Below are 18,301 nucleotides of genomic sequence, written 5' to 3'. Positions count from 1 at the left end.
TGGGTCGAGGGTCGGGTGTCAGGCCTGGCGGCGCTCGGCGTCGGCGGGGTCGGGGTCGGGGAGGGCGGCCAGGCTCGCGTAGCCGACCAGGAGGGAGGAACGGTGGAAGGCCGCGGCGATCGCGCCGAGCGCCCCGGCCTCGTCGCGGAGGGTGGAGACCCGCAGCCGGGCGCCGCCTCCGACGAGGAGGGTCTCGCGCGCGAAGGCGTCGCGCGCCGCGTCGAGGAAGCCGGGGAACCGGAGGACGTCCCCGGCGATCACGATGTCGCGCGGGTCCACGACGACCGAGGCCGCCGCGAGCGCGCGCCCGGTCGCCTCCCCCGCCGCGCGAACCACCGCCTCCGCCGCGCTCCCGTCGGGGTCGCCGTCCGCGCGGGCCGCCGCGAGACGCTCCTGGATCGCGGGCACCGAGGCGACCGTCTCCAGGCAGCCGGTCTTACCGCACCAGCACGGGAGGCCATCCGGCTCGACGGTCACGTGGCCGACCTCCCCGGCCGAGCCGGACCCGCCGGAGACCAGCCGACCGGAGACCACGAGGCCGCCGCCGACGCCGTCGCCGAGGCGGGCGTAGAGGAGGCTGTCCGCGTCGTCGGCGCGCCCCCAGACGGCTTCGCCGAGGCCCGCGAGCCGGGTGTTGTTGTCGAGGGTGAGCGGAGCGGAGAAGCGACCGGCGAACCGGCCGCGGATCAGGTCGAGCAGCTCGTCCCTGCCCTGGCCGCGCCAGCGCGGCGGCGTGCGCTGCTCGCCGCGGAAGGCCGTGCTGAGCGGGCCGGGGACGCCGACGCCGATGCCCTCCAGCGCCTGGAGGCCGACCTCCTCGTCGCGGGCCAGGCCTTCGATCAGCGCGAAGGTGGCGTCGATCCGTTCCGACCACGTGGTGTCCCGGTCGTAGGCGCGCTCGCCGGAGACGATGATCTCGTTGGAGGCGTTCACCACGACGACGTGCACGCGGCGGTGGCCGAGGTCGACGCCGAGGAACTGCCCGGACGCGGGGTCGAGCGCCAGCTTGGCGGCGGGCCGGCCGCGACCGCGGGTCTCCTCGTGCGTCGTCCGCTCGACCAGGACGCCGCGGCGCAGCAGCGCAGCCGTGATGTCCGAGAGGGTCGTGCGCGACAGCCCGACGCGCTTCTCCAGCTCCGCACGGGTCAGCGGGCCGTTCTCGCGCAGGGTCGCGAGAATCCGCTCTTCGTGGGTGCGCCGGATCAGCTGCGGCACGTCGTTGGGCTTGTGCACAATCGCAACTGTAAAGACCGTGAATTTTTCCGTCAACGCAACGGCATAAATCAATTTTCACAACATCCTTGACACCGGTCACCACCCGGGAAACCCGGGCGGAAGGAGCCGGAGATATCTATTCGACCGCCCGGTTTCCGGAAGAATTCGCCGGATTTAGCATGTGGCAGCGCCGAGCCTCGGCGCTCTCCGGCGCAGAGTCGCGCCGCTCCTGAACCCGCAGTCCGGGCTCTGCCTGGACGACCCGGGCGGGAGCGTCACCCCGGGGACGCAGCTGCAGATCTACACCTGCAACGGCCTCCCGGCGCAGCAGTTCCCGATCCACTGACGACATTCCACGGGTCTCCGGGCGGCGGACAACCGCCCCCGGGGACCCTGGATGTCACCGACCGGCGCGCGGGAGGTCGCGCAGCGCCGCCACCAGCTGCTCGGTGTCCGGCATCCCGCGCAGCCCTGCCGGCGTCGGGTAGATGCGGCAGGCCAGCTCCCCGATGGGCTCCGCCGGGAAGAGGTCGGCGCCGTCGACCACGATCGTCGGCGAGCCGGCGAACACCGTCCCGGCCAGGTCTGCGGGATCCTCCAGCAGCCGGTACTCCACCGCCGCGTCGATCCCGGCCTCGGCGAGCGCGATCTGCAGCCGCGCGCCGGCCTCCCGCCAGCTCGGGCACTCCTCGATGTGCAGCACCTCGACGCGCACGGCCCTCCGATCCACGTTCTTTCGTCCTTACCTTACGTTCCGTGACGCGACCGGATGCGCTCCGGGCCGCAGTGCCTCATCCTTGGGCGATGAGCTTCGCACCGGCCCGACCCCTGGAGCAGCTCTTCGCGTCCCGGTCGAGCATCAAGTGGCGCCGCTATCCCGCGGACGTCCTTCCGGTCTTCGTCGCCGAGATGGACTTCGACGTCGAGCCGGCCATCCTCGACCGCGTCGCCGAGACGCTCCGCAACTCGGACACCGGCTACCTCGACTCGGCCGGTCCGCTGGCGCCGGCCTTCGCGGACTTCGCCTGGAGCTCGTGGGCGTGGGGCGTCGACCCGGAGTGGGTGCACCTGGCCACCGATGTGACGGTGGGCGTGGTCGAGACCCTGCGGCTGGTGCTGCCGGAGGCCGGTGGCCGCGTGGTGTTGACGCCTCCGGTCTATCCGCCGTTCTTCGAGATGATCGAGGAAGCCGACGCCGTCGCGATCACCGTCCCGCTGCGCGAGGACGCCGGCTGGACGCTCGACCTCGACGGCCTGGAGGCCGCCTTCGCCGCGGGCGCCGACTCCATGCTGCTCTGCAACCCGCAGAACCCGACCGGCCGATGTCACAGCCGCCGCACCCTGGAGGCGCTCGCCCGCCTCGCCGCCCGCTACGGGGTGTTCGTCGTCAGCGACGAGGTGCACGCCCCGCTCGCCCACCCGGGCGCCCGCTTCACGCCGTTCGCGCCCGTCGCCCGGGCCGCCGGCGCCCGCGCCGTCACGGTGACCTCCGCCAGCAAGGCGTGGAACCTCGCCGGGCTCAAGTGCGCGGTCATCGTCGCCGCCGAGCCGGCCACCGCCGACCTGCTCACCCGGCTCCCGGAGGAGCTCGCGGCGCGCACCAGCATCCTCGGCCTCCACGCCAACGTCGCGGCGCTGTCGTGCCTGCGTTGGCGCGACGGCCTGCTCGACCAGCTCGTGACGAACCTCCAGCTGCTGGAGGCCGAACTGGCGGTGCACGCGCCGTCGGTGCGGGTGGTCCGGCCCGACGCCGGCTACCTCGCCTGGCTGGACTTCCGCGAGACCGGGCTCGGTGACGACCCCGCCCGGGTCCTGATCGACACCGGCCGGGTCGCCCTCAACTCCGGTCTCGCGTTCGGCGAGCAGGGCCGCGGCTTCGCCCGGATCAACCTGGCGTGCGACCCGAGCACGGTGGTGGAGGCCGTCCGCCGCATCGCCGCGACCGTCGCCGCCGCGAGCGCGGCGCTGGCGCCCCTCCCCGCGTAATCGCCCTCGCGATTCGGCACGAATGGCGCGAAACCGCGGCGCATTCGCGCCATTCGGCACGAATGTCGCGCGGCGCTACGCCTCGAGCGCGCGCTGGAGGTCCGCGATGATGTCGCGGGGGCTCTCGATCCCGATCGACAACCGCACGAGGCCCGGCGTGATCCCCGCCTCCAGCCGCTCCTCCTCGGTGAGCTTCGCGTGAATGGTGCTGCCCAGGTGGATGGCCAGCGTGCGTACATCCCCGATGTGCGTCATCGGGCTGACCAGCTCCAGCGCGTCGAGGAACCGCTGTGCGGCCTCCCGGCCGCCCGCCAGGTCGATCGAGACGATGGAGCCCGCCCCCTTCGGCAGGTACTTCGCCGCGAGCGCGTGGAACGGGTCGTCCGCCAGTCCCGGATAGAACACCCGCGCCACCTCCGGCCGCCCGGCCAGGAACTCCGCCACCGCCTGCGCGTTCGCCACGTGCCGGTCCATCCGCACCGACAGCGTCTCGATGCCGTGCAGCAGCAGGAACGTGCTCAGCGGCGGCACCGTCGGCCCGTACTCCAGCACGATCACCGCGCGCAGATACGCCAGGTACGCCCCCGCGCCGAACCGCTCCACGAAGGAGGCCACCCCGGGCCGCGGCGGCGCGGTGAGCTGCGGGAAGCGGTCGGCGTGCGCCGCCCAGTCGAACCGGCCGCCGTCGACCACCGCGCCGCCGATCACCGACCCGTGGCCGGACAGCCATTTGGAGGTCGAGTGCACGACGATGTCGGCGCCGTCCTCGATCGGCCGCCAGAGGTACGGCGTCGGCACGGTGTTGTCGACGACCAGCGGGACACCGGCCGCGTGCGCGATCCCGGCCAGCCGCTCGATGTCGACCACCTGGTTGAGCGGGTTCGGCAGCGTCTCCGTGTAGACGGCCTTCGTGTTCGGCCGGAACCGCGCCGCCCACTCCGCGTCGGACGCGTCGTCGGCCACGTACTCGAACGCGATCCCCTGCCGCTTCAGGATGCCGCGGAACATCTCCCGCGTGCCCTCGTACAGCGACCGGGTGGCGAGGATGTGGTCGCCCGCCTCGGCGAGCGCGTTGATCGCCGCGGCGATGGCGGCCTGCCCGCTGGAGACCACGATCCCGTCGACGCCGCCCTCCAGGTCGGCGATGCGCCGCCCCGCGACCGCGTTGGTCGGGTTGTCGTTGCGCGAGTAGGCGCGGTAGCGGCTGCGGCCGGCGAAGCGCTCCTCGCCGTCGTCGAAGTCGTCGAAGACGTACCCGGCGGTCTGGTAGATCGGGGTGACGCGGGCGCGGGTCTCGGCGTCGACCACCGCTCCGGCGTGGATCTGCCGGGTCTCGAAGTCGAGCGGGCGCGAACAGTCGTCAGGCATGCCGACACTGTAGTGACGAAGACCGGGAGGCGTGCACTCGGCGTTCACCGTTCGTCACGGACGCCGCTCAGCTCCAGCCGTACAGCGTGCGCAGCGCGGTGCGGACGGTCGCGAACCGTCGCGCGTCGAGGGCGGCGGCCTCCCGGCGCATCCCGGTCCGGTGCACGCGGAACACCCGGTCGAGCCGGACGAAGCTCGCCCGCCCCTGGCCGTCCCACTCGCCCGCGCCGATCGCCAGGTACTCGGGACGCCCGGGATGCGCCTGGCTGGTCAGCGCGACCGCGATCAGGGCGCCGGAGGGCTCCGCCGCCACCACGAGCACCGGGCGGTCCTTGCCGCGGCCGTCGTTCTCCTCGTACGGCACCCAGGTCCAGACGATCTCGCCCGGGTCGGGCTCGCCGTCCGTCTTCGGGTTGTAGGAGGTGCGCAGGCCCTTCAGCCGGCGCGGGTCGACCTGGACCGTCGCGTCCACGCCCCCACGCCCCGGCTCGACCCCGGCCACGCGCCCGGAGCGCGCAGGCGCGAACCGGGAGGCCGGCCGTTCAGTCTTCCGCGGTACCGGCCGGAACAGTCGTGCGATCGCGTCGAGGAGTCGGCTCACTCGTGGCACGATAGCGGATCCGGGTGAGGCCCACCGTGAAGCGCAGCGCCAGCGCCAGCAGCAGCGACACCAGGAACGAGCCGATCAGCACCGAGAACCCCGCGATCGCCTGGGCCGTGAACAGGTCGAAGTTGCCGCTGTCCACCATCCCGCCGCCCGCCGCGAACAGGCCGAGGTAGAGCAGGCCGACCATGCTGGCGACCGTCACGATCACGATCAGCGCCATCGACGCGCCGAAGCGCGCCCGCGCGGCAAGGTCGACCATCGTCGCGCACGCCACCGCGGCGATGGCGCCGAGCAGCAGCGACCAGCCGACGGTCAGCACCCCGGCCGCCGGGGTGATCGCAACGAGCCCGGAGAAGGCGCCGCACAGCGCGCTCACCGTGGTGGGCCGCCGCAGCAGCACCCGGTCCACGACCATCCAGGCCAGGCAGCCGCCGGCGGAGGCGAGGAACGCGTTGATCGCGATCAGGCCGGTGTAGGAGTCCACGGCCCCCTCCGAGCCGACGACCAGGCCGAGCCAGCCGACCCAGAGCAGCGTCCCGCCGATGGCGATGGCCGGGAAGCTGCGCCGCTCGGGAGGCCGGTGCTCGCCGCGGCCGCACGCCAGGATGACCCCTGCGGCCGCCGCGCCCGCCGCGACGCCGATGGGCAGCGCTCCCCCGAAGTCGATCACGCCGAGCACGCCGGTCGCCCAGCCGTCGTCCAGCGCGAACACCGCGTAGCCGGCCGGGTACAGCACCAGCACCGACCAGAGCACCGTGAAGACGAGCCAGGCGCGCAGCGTGATCCGCGACGCGACGGCGACGCCCACGATCGCGACCGACACCGCGGCCGCCGCGAGGATCGCCCCCGCCTTGGCCAGCGAGTACAGGTCGGGCCGGTGCGACGCCGCCCCGAAGCCGCCGGCGAGGTCGAACGACGGAGCGCCGAGGACGTGCGCCAGCAGCGGCCGTCCGGCGACCATCCCGTAGCCGCCCGCCACACCGAGCAGGATGGTCGCCGCGGTGCCGGTCAGCGCGAACTTCATGGCGCGGGAGGTCGTGGAGCGCCCTCCAAGGCCGCCGACGAAGAACGCGAGGCCGAACGGGACGAGGAGCGTCAGCGCCCCGCACACGAACAGCAGCAGGCTGTCGACCTGCTCGCTCGTCGCGGACATCCCGCTCCCTTCCGCCTCAATGCAAGCATTACCCTAGCCGCCGCGCGCACGCGGAACGGGGCGCCGCCCGCAGGCGGCACCCCGTTCGCGGATGCTCGATGGTGCGTGTCGGTCACACCGTCTCGAGCGAGTAGCCCTCCTCGCCGTGCACGACGGTGTCGACGCCGGCCAGCTCGTCCTCGTTCTTGATCCGGAAGCCCATCGTCTTCTGGATGACCCAGCCGATCGCGTAGGCCAGGACGAAGGAGTAGATCAGGACGCTGAAGGCGCCGATCGCCTGCGCTCCGAGCTGCACCAGGCTCCCGCCGTACCAGAGGCTGGAGAACGGCTTGGTGGCGTCGCCGTCGATGTGGGTGAAGCCGAAGACACCGATCCACAGCGTTCCGATGATGCCGCCGATGAGGTGGATGCCGACCACGTCGAGCGAGTCGTCGAAGCCGAGCTTGAACTTGAGGTCGATCGCGACCGCGCAGACCGCACCGGCGACCAGGCCGAGCAGGATCGCGAAGCCCGGGGTCAGGATGTTACAGGCCGGGGTGATCGCGACCAGGCCGGCGACCGCACCCGACGCCGCACCGATGGAGGTCGGCTTGCCGTCCTTGATCTTCTCGACGATCAGCCAGCCGATGGTCGCGGCGGCCGGGGCGGCGAGCGTGTTGATCCAGGCGATCGCGGCGACACCGTCGACCGCGGCCTCCGACCCGGCGTTGAAGCCGAACCAGCCGAACCACAGCAGCGCGGCGCCGAGGAGCGTCAGCGGCACGTTGTGCGGCTTGCTCATGCCCTTCTGGAACCCGACGCGCTTGCCGAGCACCAGTGCGAGGGCGAGGCCCGCCGCACCGGCGTTGATGTGCACCGCGGTGCCGCCGGCGAAGTCGTTCACGTGGAGAATGGAGGCGATCCAGCCCTGCGACAGGTTGAACACCCAGAACGCGACCGGGAAGTACACGACCGTCACCCAGACGCCGGCGAACACCATCCACGCGCCGAACTTGGCGCGGTCGGCGATGGCGCCGGAGATCAGGGCCACGGTGATGATGGCGAAGGTGGCCTGGAACCCGGCGAAGGCGAGGCCGCCGAGGTCGGGGGTCATCCCGTCCTTGCCCATCAGGCTGGACAGGAACCAGTCCGGCGTGCCGAGCACGTGCGGGATGAGCGGCTTGCCGAACGAGAGCCCGTAGCCGTAGACGACCCAGAGCACGCCGACGATGGCCATCGCGCCGAAGCTCATCATCATCATGGAGACGACGCTCTTCGCGCGGACCATGCCGCCGTAGAAGAATGCGACGCCGGGGGTCATCAGCAGGACGAGGGCGGCGGCGACGAGCAACCACAGGGAGTTCACGGTCCCTGTCGTTGCGTAGTCCGCTGCTGTGTGCAACACCATGCGAGTCTCTACCTCTCTGTGCGACGCCCTGGGATGGGTTCGGACTCATCGGAGCCGGGTCGGGCGCTTCGGGGTGGAGCCAGTCTGATCGCGGGAGGTTTCGGCTGCGGGCTACTCGTGTTTCGCGGGTGTTACGCATCCCTGCGCTGTGTAAACAGTCTGTTTCGCCGCCGTGCGAATGTCCGGGGCGGGCGCAGGGAGGGAGCCCTACTCGTCGTGCGGCGGCAGCTCGCCGGCGGTCAGCGCGATCATGCGCGACACCGAGCGGAGGTACTTCTTGCGGTAGCCGCCGCCCAGCATCTCGTCGTCGAACACCTCGCTGAGCGGGGTCCCGGTCTGGACGATGGGGATCTCCGCGTCGTAGACACGGTCGATGAACGCGACCAGCCGGAGGGCCGCCATCTGGTCGTGGAGCACGTGGACATCGGCGAGGCCGATGACATCGACGCCGTCGAGCATCTTGATGTAGCGCGACGGGTGCACCGTGGCGAGGTGGGTGATGAGGCCGTCGAACGTGTCGCTCGTGGCCGTCTCGCCGCGGGCGGCGAGCGCCGCGAGCATCCGGTCGTACTGTCCGGGGTCGACGCTGACCGCCGCACCCGACGTGTCACGCCGGCGGTAGTCGAGGCCGTCGATGCGCAGGGTCTGGAAGTTGGCGGACAGGGACTGGATCTCGCGCAGGAAGTCGCTCGCGGCGAACCGGCCCTCGCCGAGCGCGTTCGGCGGCGTGTTGCTCGTGGCCGCGATGCGGGTGCCGGAGGCGACCAGCTCGCCCAGCATCCGTGTCATCATCATCGTGTCGCCCGGGTCGTCCAGCTCGAACTCGTCGATGCAGATCAGGGTGGAGCCGCGCAAGAGGTCGACAGCGCCCGCGTAGCCGAGCGCGCCGACCAGGGCGGTGTACTCGATGAAGGTGCCGAAGTACTTGGGTCCGGGCGCCTCGTGCCAGAGCGCGGCGAGGAGGTGGGTCTTGCCGACGCCGAAGCCGCCGTCGAGGTACACGCCCGGCTTCATGGCCTCGACCTTCTTGCGGCTGCGGCTGAACAGCCCGGCCGGGCGCTGCGGCTCCCACGACTTGGCGAACAGCTTGAGCGTGGCCACGGCCTCCGACTGCGACGGGTAGTCGTGGTCCGGACGGTAGGAGTCGAAGGTGGCGTGCTCGAACTGCGACGGCGGCACCAGGCTCGCCGCGATCTCGGCGCCGGTGATCGCCGGCGAGCGGTCCGCGAGGCGGGGCAGGGCTCCGGTCGTCTCGATCGTCATGTGGATGCGCACCTTTGAGTGTGAAGAAGTGTTGACGGGACGTTCGTCACCCGCTGCGGGCCGCGTAGCCTGGACTCCTGGCCCGCGATTTCGCAGGCTCCCAGCCTAACCCGGAGGATCAGCAGCATGGCCATCGCCCCCGACCCCTCGACCGACTTCGCCGGCTACGCGCACCCCGAACGGCTGGTGAGCACCGGCTGGCTGGCCGAGCACCTCGGCGAACCCGGACTGGTCGTGGTGGAGTCCGACGAGGATGTGCTGCTCTACGACACCGGCCACATCCCCGGCTCGGTCAAGATCGACTGGCACACCGACCTCAACGACCCCGTGGTCCGCGACTACGTCAGCCCGGAGCGGTTCGCCGAGCTGCTCGGCGCGAAGGGCATCGCCCGCGACACCACCGTCGTGATCTACGGCGACAAGAACAACTGGTGGGCCGCCTACGCGCTGTGGGTGTTCACCCTGTTCGGCCACGAGGACGTCCGCCTCCTCGATGGCGGCCGGGACAAGTGGATCGCGGAGGGCCGCGAGCTCACCCGCGAGGTGCCGGCGCCCGCCCCGGTCGAGTACCCGGTGGTGGAGCGCGACGACCACACCATCCGCGCCTTCAAGGACGACGTGCTCGCCCACCTGGGACTCGTCCGTTCGGGAAGGGGGGCGCTGATCGACGTCCGCTCCCCCGAGGAGTACAGCGGCGAGCGCACCGAGATCCCCGGCTACCCCACGGAGGGCGCCCTGCGTGCCGGCCACATCCCGTCGGCCGCGTCCGTGCCGTGGGCGCGCGCCGCCGCCCCCGACGCCACCTTCAAGCGCCGCGCCGACCTGGAGGCCATCTACCTCGGTGACGCCGGCCTGAAGCCCGGCGACGAGGTGGTGGCGTACTGCCGCATCGGCGAGCGCTCCAGCCACACCTGGTTCGTGCTCACCCACCTGCTCGGCTTCGAGAACGTCCGCAACTACGACGGCTCGTGGACCGAGTGGGGATCGGCTGTGCGCGTCCCGATCGTCACGGGGACGGAGCCGGGCGAAGTCCCCGCCCGCTGACCCTGCCGACCCCGCACGAAGGTAGCCTTGAAGGATGACCGCCCTCACCGGCACGCTCGCCGAGATCCGCGACGACTTCCAGGCGCTGGAGCAGAACGACCGCCTGCAGCTGCTGCTGGAGTTCTCCGACGAGCTGCCCGACCTCCCGGAGCGCTACCGCGACCACCCCGACCTGCTGGAGCGGGTCGAGGAGTGCCAGGCGCCGGTCTACATCTTCGTGGAGGTGGACGAGCACGACATCGTCCACCTCTTCGCCACGGCCCCCCAGGAGGCCCCCACCACCCGCGGCTTCGCGTCGATCCTCGTCCAGGGCCTCGCCGGGCTCACGGCCGACGAGGTGCTCGCGGTGCCGGACGACTTCCCGAACACCCTCGGTCTCACCCAGGCCGTGTCGCCGCTGCGGCTGCGCGGGATGTCGGCGCTGCTGGGGCGCGCGAAGCGGCAGGTGCGGGCGAAGGTGGCGGCGTAATAGTCAGCGGCGGTAGTCGGCGAACACCCGGCGGCTCTCTCCGTCGAGCGTGACCCGCCCGCCGTACGGCACGATCCACTGCGGCGAGGTGTGCCCGAACGGCACGCCGACGCACACCACCGCCTCCGGGTTGTACTCGGCGACGGTCTCGATGACGGCGTCGCGCTGCGCGTCCCGGAGCCGCCTGCGCTCGGCCGCGTCCGGCCGGTGCTCGAACGTGCTCACCGGAGGCCGCGCCGCGAGGACGCCGGCGAGCGGCGCGAGCAGCCCGCGCTCGCCCAGCGCGCGCAGCGTATAGCGCACCCAGTGCGCGGGCGGCGTCAGCTCGCTCGTCTCCACCAGCAGCACGGCGCGCTCCAGCGCCGACGGCGGGAACGGGAAGCGGTCGGCGAGCAGGATCCAGTCCACGACCTCCAGACAGCCGCCCCACGTCGGGCCGGTGACGCGGCGCGCCGGGCCCGCCCACGCGAAGCCCTCGGTCGGCTCCCGCTCCCCGGTCTCGGTCAGGGCGCGCGGGTCGCCCCAGTCGATCCCGAAGTCCTCCGACTCGCCCGGGTCGGTCAGCTCGGTCGGGTCGCCGCCGAGCAGCGCGGCGCGCAGCGAACGGAGGTGGATGTCGTGCACACGCGGTCCCGGTCCCAGATTCACCTGCGTGCTGCCGCCGTAGAACCCGGCGACGCCCGCCGACCACAGCCAGTTCAGGAGGCTGGTGTTGTCGCTGTAGCCGAGGAACGGCTTCGGGTCGGCCAGCACCGCCTCCCGATCCAGGTGCGGGATCACCCGCACCTGGTCGTCGCCGCCGATGGTCGCCAGCACCGCCCGGATGCCCGGGTCCGCGAAGGCGGCGTTCAGGTCACGCGCCCGCTCCTGCGGCGTCGCGCCGAGCTTCCGGGTGGTCGGGTACTCGACCGGCACCAGCCCGGTCAGCTCCTGAAGCCTCCGCAGCGCCTGCTCGTGCACGGCCGGCCACCTCCCGGGCGCCGCGAACGACGGGGACAGCACGGCCACCCGGTCCCCCGACCGGGCCGCGGGCGGCATGACCGGACGATGCGCGCCCGTCACGCGCGCTCGTCCAGCCACTCCCGCACGGCCGCCGTCCACTTCGCCTCGTCGTAGTTCCAGAGCTTGGTGTGCAGCGCGACCGTGAACGGCACGAACGTCACGATGTCGCTGCGCGCCGCGGCGAGCGCGCGCGAGGCCGTGTCCGGCACGAAGCCGTCGTCCTGGCTGTGCAGGATGAGCATCGGGAGGCTGAGGTCGGCCGCCCGCGCCACGAAGTCCATGCTGCGCAGGTCGATCGGGGCGCCCTGCCCGGTGATCGGCCCGCTCCAGTTGGAGGCGATCAGCCGCATCGCGCCCTGGGCGATCGCGTCGGGGAGGCGCAGCATGTTCGCCTGGAACTCGAGCGTGTCGATCCAGTCGACGACCGGCGACTCCAGCACCACGCCGCTCACCAGGTCGAGGTTCTCCGATCGGGTGACCGTCTGCAGCACCACCGCGCCGCCCATCGACCAGCCCATAAGCACGATCGAGCGCGCGCCGTGGTCGGCGGCGTACCGGATCGCCGCGTCGATGTCGCGCCACTCGGTGCCGCCGAGCCCGTACCGGCGGTCGGCGCTCTCCGGTGCGTCGCCGTCGTTGCGGTAGGAGGCCAGCAGGCAGGTGTACCCGGCGGCGTGGAACGTCGGGACCGCGCGCAAGCCCTCCTGCCGCGTCGCGCCCCAGCCGTGCACCTGCACGACCCAGCGATCACCCTCCGCCGTGTCGTCGGCCGGGAACACCCACGCCGGCGCCTGCCCGAGGTCCGTCTCGATCTCCACGCTCTCCACCGGCAGCCCGAGCTCCTCCGGCTCCAGGTAGTAGTACCCGCTGATCCGCGCGCGTCCGGGCCCGAGCTCGCCGAAGTGGATGCGCTCCAGCTCGCGGACGACGCTGCCGTCCGTGGTCTCCAGGAGGCCGCCCAGCTTGGCGTAGCCCGACTCCGAGCCGAACCACAGCCCGAAGCGCCCCGGCATCGCCGAGTCCGGCGTCCGCTTGAGCGTGATCGTGCCGAGCGCCTCGTCCACGTCGCGGACGAACTCGCGCTGCGGCCGGCGGCGGACGGGCGTGATCACCGTCCTGGCCACCCGCGCCACCGCGTAGGCGGCGGACGCCGCCGCGACCAGCGCGATTCCCCCTGCTATGGCCGCGCCGACGCCGAGCGCCTTCCCGAGTGCCCCGTTCCCGCCCGATCCGCTGCTCGTGCTCGCCATGCCCGACAGCGTAGCCGTGCCCGCGCGCCGCCGCCGTCAGGAGTTCGCCAGGCGGCGTGCCTTACTGTCGCACGCCCCCGAACCCTTCTAGTGTTCGTAGCGTGTCGACACCCACTTCGACCCCGCCGCAGCTGCCCGGGGACCCGCACCAGCCCAGGGAGCCGCACCTGCCCCGGGAGTACGCCTCGGCGCTGGAGTCGATCCGCGCTGCTGCGTCGCGGCCCGAGCTCGTGATCACGGAGATCCCGGCTCCCGCGCAGCTGGCGCCGTACTCCATCGCGCTCGCGGCGGATGTCCGGCCCGCGCGGCACGGCGACGACTCCGACCTCGGCACCGGACGCTTCATCCTGCTCTACGACCCCGACGAGCCGGAGGCCTGGGGCGGCCCGTTCCGCATCGTCTGCTTCGCGCAGGCCCCCCTGGAGACCGACATCGGGCTCGACCCGTTCCTCGCTGATGTGGCGTGGTCGTGGCTGGTCGACGCGCTCGACGCCCGGCACGCCAAGTACACCGCCGCCAGCGGCACCGCGACCAAGATCATCTCCACCGGCTTCGGCGAGCTCGCTGCCCAGGGCGACGGCGCCCAGATCGAGCTGCGCGCCTCCTGGAGCCCGCTGGAGACCGACATCGCCGCCCATGTGGAGGGCTGGGGCGAGCTGCTCTGCATGCTGGCCGGTCTGCCGCCGACGGGCGAAGGGGTGAGCCTGCTGAGCACGAGACGGACACCGCGTGGCTGAACACACCGTCATCGACACCCGCGACGGCTACCGGGAGGCCGTGGACCTCATCGTCGCGGGCGAGGGACCGATCGCGGTCGACGCCGAACGGGCGAGCGGCTTCCGCTACTCGCAGCGCGCGTACCTCATCCAGATGTATCGGCGCGGCTCCGGCACCTTCCTGTTCGACCCTCCCGCTGTCGGCCGGTTCGACGAGCTCAACGAAGCGATCGCCGGCGACGAGTGGGTGCTGCACGCGGCGACCCAGGACCTCACCTGCCTGCGCGAGGTCGGCCTCGACCCGGTCAGCATCTTCGACACCGAGCTGGCCGCGCGCCTGCTCGGGATGCCGCGCGTCGGCCTCGGAACCGTCGTGGAGGAGCTGCTCGGCATCCACCTCGCCAAGGAGCACAGCGCCGCCGACTGGTCGACGCGCCCGCTGCCCGAGCCGTGGCTACAGTACGCTGCGCTCGACGTGGAGCTGCTGCCCGACCTGCGCGACGCGATCGCCGGGCTGCTCGTGGAGGCCGGCAAGACCGACATCGCCCGGCAGGAGTTCGCCGACGAGCTCACCCGCGAGCTCGTCGTCCCGCGCCACGAGCCGTGGCGGCGGCTGTCCGGCATCCACTCGATCCGGGGCCTGCGCAACCTCGCCGCCGCGCGCGAGCTGTGGCTGAGCCGGGACGCGCTCGCCCAGCAGCTCGACGTCGCGCCCGGCCGGCTCGTGCCCGACGCCTCCCTGACCGCCGCCGCCAAGGCGATGCCCGACTCCAAGCGCGCCCTCGCCGCCATGCGCGAGTTCACCGGCCGCGCCAGCCGCACCGAACTGGACCGCTGGTGGAACGCGATCGAGGCCGGCCGCACGACCGACGACCTCCCCGTCCTGCGCGGCACCGGCGACAGCCTCCCGCCGCCACGGGCCTGGGCCGACCGCAACCCGGAGGCCGACGCCCGGCTCAAAGCCGCTCGCGCCGCTCTGACGACCCTGGCCGAGGAGCTCTCGCTCCCGCTGGAGAACCTGCTCACCCCCGACACGCTTCGCCGCGTCGCCTGGGCTCCGCCGGCCGACGTCACCCCGTCGGCCGTCGCCGACGCGCTCGCCCAGCACGGAGCGCGGCGCTGGCAGATTGAGGCAACCTCACAGGCAATCGCCCAGGCGTTTGTGGAAAGCAGCCAAACGCCCGGCGACGCGTCCGAAGCCGCTTCGTAGAAAGAATCAAACGATTCCACTGCGGCGTTCGGGCCTCCTTAGGATCGTCAGCGACCTGATTTGGGAGGCACTGTGGCCGATAGAACGGATGTCGTGTTCGTCGACGGAGTCCGCACTCCGTTTGGACGTGCGGGCGAAAAAGGGCAGTACTGGAACACTCGCGCCGACGACCTGGTCGTCAAGGCCATGATCGGCCTGCTGGAGCGGAATCCGAACGTGCCCAAGGAGCGCATCGACGATGTCGCCATCGCGGCGACGACGCAGCAGGGCGACCAGGGCCTGACCCTGGGCCGCACGGCGGCGCTCCTGGCCGGGCTGCCGAAGTCGGTGCCCGGTTTCGCGATCGACCGGATGTGCGCCGGCGCGATGACCAGCGTCACCACGCTCGGCTCCGGGATCGCGTTCGGCAGCTACGACCTGGTGATCGCCGGCGGTGTGGAGCACATGGGCCGGCACCCGATGGGCTTCGGCGCCGACCCGAACCCGCGCTTCCTCTCGGAGCGCATGGTCGCCGAGGACGCGCTCAACATGGGCATGACCGCCGAGCGCATCCACGACCGGTTCCCCGCGCTCACCAAGGAGCGCTCCGACCGGTTCGCCCTCGGCAGCCAGCAGAAGACCGCCGCCGCGTACGCCGCGGGCAAGCTGCAGCCGGACCTCGTGCCGGTCGCGATCCGCTCCGAGGAGGGGTGGGGCCTCGCCACGCAGGACGAGGGCATGCGCCCGGAGACCACGATGGCGGGACTCGCCACGCTGAAGACCCCGTTCCGCCCGCACGGCCGGGTGACCGCGGGAAACGCGTCGCCGCTGACCGACGGCGCGACCGCGAGCCTGCTGGCGTCCTCCGACGCCGTCAAGGAGTTCGGCCTGACGCCCAAGATGCGCATGGTCAGCTTCGCGTTCGCCGGTGTCGAGCCGGAGATCATGGGCATCGGCCCGGTCCCCTCCACCGAGAAGGCGCTCCGCAAGGCCGGCCTGACCATCGAGGACATCGGCCTGTTCGAGCTGAACGAGGCGTTCGCGATCCAGGTGCTGTCGTTCCTCGACCACTTCGGCATCGACGACGCCGACCCCCGCGTCAACAAGTGGGGCGGCGCGATCGCGATCGGCCACCCGCTCGCCGCGAGCGGCGTGCGCCTGATGATCCAGCTCGCCCGCCAGTTCGAGGAGCACCCGGAGGTCCGCTACGGACTCACCGCGATGTGCGTCGGCCTCGGCCAGGGCGGCACCGTGATCTGGGAGAACCCCCACTACAGCAAGCGCGCGGCGAAGAAGGGCTGAGCACCAGTGACCGACTACAGCACCATCGACTTCTCCCCGCTCGTCGAGCTCACCTCCGACGAGGTCGTCACCCACTCCTACGTGAAGGACGTGCCGCTGCCCAGCGGCAAGACCCTCGCGCTGGTCACGCTCGACAACGGCCGCGACCACACCCGCCCGAACACGATGGGCCCGGCCACGCTCCTGGAGCTCGGCCGCACCTTCGACGCGCTGACCGAGCGCGCCGCGCGCGGCGAGATCGACGCGGTCGCCGTCACCGGCAAGCCGTTCATCCTCGCCGCGGGCGCCGACCTCAGCCGGGTCGGCGACATCCCGAGCGTGGAGGTCGCCAAGCTGCTCCCCCAGCTCGGCCACTACGTGCTCGGCAAGCAGGCGACGTTCGGCGTCCCGTCGTTCGTGTTCACGAACGGCCTCGCGCTCGGCGGCGGCGTGGAGATCGGCCTGAACGCCGACTACCGCACCATCGACCGCAACGCGGCCGCGTTCGCCCTGCCCGAGGTCTTCCTCGGCCTGATCCCGGGCTGGGGCGGCGCGACCATCCTCCCGAACCTGATCGGCATCGAGAACGCCCTCAAGGTCGTCGTCGAGAACCCGCTCAAGCAGAACCGGATGCTGAAGCCGCAGGAGGTCTTCGACCTCGGGATCGCCGACGCGATCTTCGACTCGGCGACCTTCCTGGAGGACTCGCTGCTCTGGGCCGACAAGGTGCTCACCGGCGCGGTCGAGGTCAAGCGGCCGAACGTGCCGGGCAAGGTCGAGCGGATGGTCAAGTGGGACGTCGCCATCGGCGTCGCCCGCAAGATGCTGGAGAGCCGCATCGGCACCGTCCCGAAGTCGCCGTACAAGGCGCTCGACCTCCTGAAGGCCGCCAAGTCGAACGACCGCGCCGCCGGCTTCGAGCTGGAGGACGACGCGCTCGCGGAGCTCATCTCCGGCGACCAGTTCCAGGCCAGCATCTACGCGTTCAACCTGGTGCAGAAGCGCGCCAAGCGGCCCGCGGGCGCGCCGGACAAGGCTCTGGCGAAGAAGGTCACCAAGATCGGCGTCATCGGCGCCGGCTACATGGCCAGCCAGTTCGCGCTGCTGTTCGTCCGCCGGCTGCGGGTGCCCGTGGTCATCACCGACCTCGACCAGGCGCACGTCGACAAGGGCGTGGCGTACATCCACGACGAGATCGGCAAGCTCCAGGAGAAGGGCCGCATCTCCCCCGACGAGGCCAACCGCCTGCGCGCCCTCGTCACCGGGACGACCGACAAGGCCGACTTCGCGGACTGCGACTGGGTCATCGAAGCAGTCTTCGAGGAGCTGACCGTCAAGCAGGACGTCTTCGCGGAGGTCGAGCAGTACCTCTCGGACGAGGCCGTGCTGGCGACCAACACCTCCTCGCTCTCCGTGGAGCAGATCGGCGCCAAGCTGAAGCACCCCGAGCGCCTGGTGGGCTTCCACTTCTTCACCCCGGTCGCGGTCATGCCGCTGATCGAGGTCGTGAAGACGCCGCTCACGGACGACGCCACGCTGTCCACGGCGATGGTCACGGCGGCCGCGCTCAAGAAGAACGCGGTCATCACCGCCGACACCCCCGGGTTCGTCGTGAACCGGGTGCTGGCGAAGATCCTCGGCGAGGCGATGCACGCGGTGGACGACGGCACGCCGTTCGACACCGTGGACAAGGCGTTCGCGCCGCTGGGCCTGCCGATGGCGCCCTCCGTCCTGCTCGACCTGGTCGGCCTGAAGGTCGGCGCGCACGTGCTCGACACGCACCACGCGGCCTTCCCGGACCGGTTCTACCGGAGCGAGAACCTGCACCGCCTGGCGGAGTACGGCACCCTCCTGGAGAAGGACTCCAAAGGCAAGGTGAAGGGCCTCGACAAGGGCGCGGCCAAGATCCTGGCCGGCGGCAAGAACCCCTGGACGGAGCAGGAGATCCTGCGCCGGCTGGAGGACGGCCTCGCCGACGAGATCCACCGCATGCTCGTGGACGACCACGTGGTCGAGGCGCCGGAGGACATCGACCTCTGCATGATCCTCGGCGCGGGCTTCCCGTTCCAGATGGGCGGCATCACGCCGTACCTCGACCGGGTCGGCGCCTCCGAGCGCGTCTTCGGAGACACCTTCCAGCACCCGCCCGTCCGCGGCGTCACCGCCCCCGTGGAGGCCGCCGCCTAACCGGCGAGTACGCCCGAAATCCGGCCGGAACCGCCGAGTACGCAGATTCTTCGCGTACTCGGCGGTTTCGTTTTTTCACCCGCGACGGGTCTTGACCGTGGGGAAAGCGCGTCGTTACGGTTCGTATATCTCACTGGTGTGCGAAATTGGGGGGCCTCGTGACGGATCAGAAGGCAGCGTCGCA

The 18,301-nt window shown here is 71.7% G+C and carries 17 protein-coding genes; 8 read left to right on the top strand and 9 right to left on the bottom strand.

The features are described 5' to 3' along the window. Nucleotides 1-18: 18 nt before the first annotated feature. Nucleotides 19-1,233 (bottom strand): ROK family protein, encoded by a 1,215-nt coding sequence (locus ABCS02_RS06650; RefSeq protein WP_345834802.1) that lies wholly within the window; start codon nucleotides 1,231-1,233, stop codon nucleotides 19-21. A 163-nt stretch (nucleotides 1,234-1,396) separates the two neighbouring features. Here ABCS02_RS06650 and ABCS02_RS06645 point away from each other — a divergent pair, with 163 nt between their 5' ends. Further along, nucleotides 1,397-1,561 carry an RICIN domain-containing protein gene (locus ABCS02_RS06645; RefSeq protein WP_345834801.1) on the top strand — a complete coding sequence of 55 codons (165 nt, stop codon included), beginning with the start codon at nucleotides 1,397-1,399 and terminating at the stop codon, nucleotides 1,559-1,561. Nucleotides 1,562-1,615: 54 nt separating this feature from the next. Here ABCS02_RS06645 and ABCS02_RS06640 read toward each other — a convergent pair whose 3' ends face one another. Next, the gene (locus tag ABCS02_RS06640; RefSeq protein WP_345834800.1) at nucleotides 1,616-1,945 is read right to left on the bottom strand and encodes a thioredoxin family protein; all 330 of its coding nucleotides are present in this window, start codon (nucleotides 1,943-1,945) and stop codon (nucleotides 1,616-1,618) included. Nucleotides 1,946-2,019: 74 nt separating this feature from the next. Between ABCS02_RS06640 and ABCS02_RS06635 the strand changes: the two genes are divergently transcribed. Continuing rightward, nucleotides 2,020-3,201 carry an aminotransferase class I/II-fold pyridoxal phosphate-dependent enzyme gene (locus ABCS02_RS06635; RefSeq protein WP_345834799.1) on the top strand — a complete coding sequence of 394 codons (1,182 nt, stop codon included), beginning with the start codon at nucleotides 2,020-2,022 and terminating at the stop codon, nucleotides 3,199-3,201. Nucleotides 3,202-3,276: 75 nt separating this feature from the next. Here the strand turns inward: ABCS02_RS06635 and ABCS02_RS06630 are convergent, their stop codons facing one another. The 5 genes from ABCS02_RS06630 to zapE form a co-directional block, all read right to left on the bottom strand. Continuing rightward, nucleotides 3,277-4,569 (bottom strand): PLP-dependent transferase, encoded by a 1,293-nt coding sequence (locus ABCS02_RS06630; protein ID WP_345834798.1) that lies wholly within the window; start codon nucleotides 4,567-4,569, stop codon nucleotides 3,277-3,279. Nucleotides 4,570-4,636: 67 nt separating this feature from the next. Then, on the bottom strand, nucleotides 4,637-5,041 hold the full coding sequence (locus ABCS02_RS06625; protein WP_345834797.1) for a type II toxin-antitoxin system PemK/MazF family toxin: 405 nt from the start codon (nucleotides 5,039-5,041) through the stop codon (nucleotides 4,637-4,639). 70 nt (nucleotides 5,042-5,111) lie between these two features. After that, nucleotides 5,112-6,329, bottom strand: coding sequence for an ammonium transporter (locus ABCS02_RS06620; protein ID WP_345834796.1), 1,218 nt, complete (start codon nucleotides 6,327-6,329; stop codon nucleotides 5,112-5,114). A gap of 112 nt (nucleotides 6,330-6,441) precedes the next feature. Further along, nucleotides 6,442-7,716: an ammonium transporter gene (locus tag ABCS02_RS06615; protein ID WP_345834795.1), complete on the bottom strand. Its 1,275-nt coding sequence runs from the start codon at nucleotides 7,714-7,716 to the stop codon at nucleotides 6,442-6,444. Between the two features lie 207 nt (nucleotides 7,717-7,923). Continuing rightward, nucleotides 7,924-8,979, bottom strand: coding sequence for a cell division protein ZapE (gene zapE, locus ABCS02_RS06610; RefSeq protein WP_345834794.1), 1,056 nt, complete (start codon nucleotides 8,977-8,979; stop codon nucleotides 7,924-7,926). 126 nt (nucleotides 8,980-9,105) lie between these two features. On the opposite strand from zapE, the gene ABCS02_RS06605 reads away from it, so the two are divergent. Beyond that, nucleotides 9,106-10,023 carry a sulfurtransferase gene (locus ABCS02_RS06605; protein WP_345834793.1) on the top strand — a complete coding sequence of 306 codons (918 nt, stop codon included), beginning with the start codon at nucleotides 9,106-9,108 and terminating at the stop codon, nucleotides 10,021-10,023. A gap of 34 nt (nucleotides 10,024-10,057) precedes the next feature. After that, nucleotides 10,058-10,492 carry a SufE family protein gene (locus tag ABCS02_RS06600; protein WP_345834792.1) on the top strand — a complete coding sequence of 145 codons (435 nt, stop codon included), beginning with the start codon at nucleotides 10,058-10,060 and terminating at the stop codon, nucleotides 10,490-10,492. Between the two features lie 3 nt (nucleotides 10,493-10,495). Here ABCS02_RS06600 and ABCS02_RS06595 read toward each other — a convergent pair whose 3' ends face one another. After that, nucleotides 10,496-11,530 carry a S66 peptidase family protein gene (locus ABCS02_RS06595; protein WP_345835187.1) on the bottom strand — a complete coding sequence of 345 codons (1,035 nt, stop codon included), beginning with the start codon at nucleotides 11,528-11,530 and terminating at the stop codon, nucleotides 10,496-10,498. 20 nt (nucleotides 11,531-11,550) lie between these two features. After that, on the bottom strand, nucleotides 11,551-12,744 hold the full coding sequence (locus ABCS02_RS06590) for an alpha/beta fold hydrolase (protein ID WP_345834791.1): 1,194 nt from the start codon (nucleotides 12,742-12,744) through the stop codon (nucleotides 11,551-11,553). 167 nt (nucleotides 12,745-12,911) lie between these two features. Here ABCS02_RS06590 and ABCS02_RS06585 point away from each other — a divergent pair, with 167 nt between their 5' ends. From ABCS02_RS06585 to ABCS02_RS06570, 4 genes are all read left to right on the top strand, one after another. Beyond that, on the top strand, nucleotides 12,912-13,481 hold the full coding sequence (locus tag ABCS02_RS06585; protein WP_345835186.1) for a DUF3000 domain-containing protein: 570 nt from the start codon (nucleotides 12,912-12,914) through the stop codon (nucleotides 13,479-13,481). After that, on the top strand, nucleotides 13,474-14,670 hold the full coding sequence (locus ABCS02_RS06580; RefSeq protein ID WP_345834790.1) for an HRDC domain-containing protein: 1,197 nt from the start codon (nucleotides 13,474-13,476) through the stop codon (nucleotides 14,668-14,670). Before ABCS02_RS06585 ends, ABCS02_RS06580 begins: the two co-directional genes overlap by 8 nt. A 72-nt stretch (nucleotides 14,671-14,742) precedes the next feature. Continuing rightward, the gene (locus tag ABCS02_RS06575) at nucleotides 14,743-15,951 is read left to right on the top strand and encodes a thiolase family protein (protein ID WP_345834789.1); all 1,209 of its coding nucleotides are present in this window, start codon (nucleotides 14,743-14,745) and stop codon (nucleotides 15,949-15,951) included. Between the two features lie 6 nt (nucleotides 15,952-15,957). Beyond that, the gene (locus ABCS02_RS06570) at nucleotides 15,958-18,117 is read left to right on the top strand and encodes a 3-hydroxyacyl-CoA dehydrogenase NAD-binding domain-containing protein (protein WP_345834788.1); all 2,160 of its coding nucleotides are present in this window, start codon (nucleotides 15,958-15,960) and stop codon (nucleotides 18,115-18,117) included. Nucleotides 18,118-18,301 lie beyond the last annotated feature (184 nt).

This window comes from Microbacterium sp. X-17, from assembly GCF_039615055.1.
This window is presented reverse-complemented; position numbering and strand designations above follow the sequence as displayed.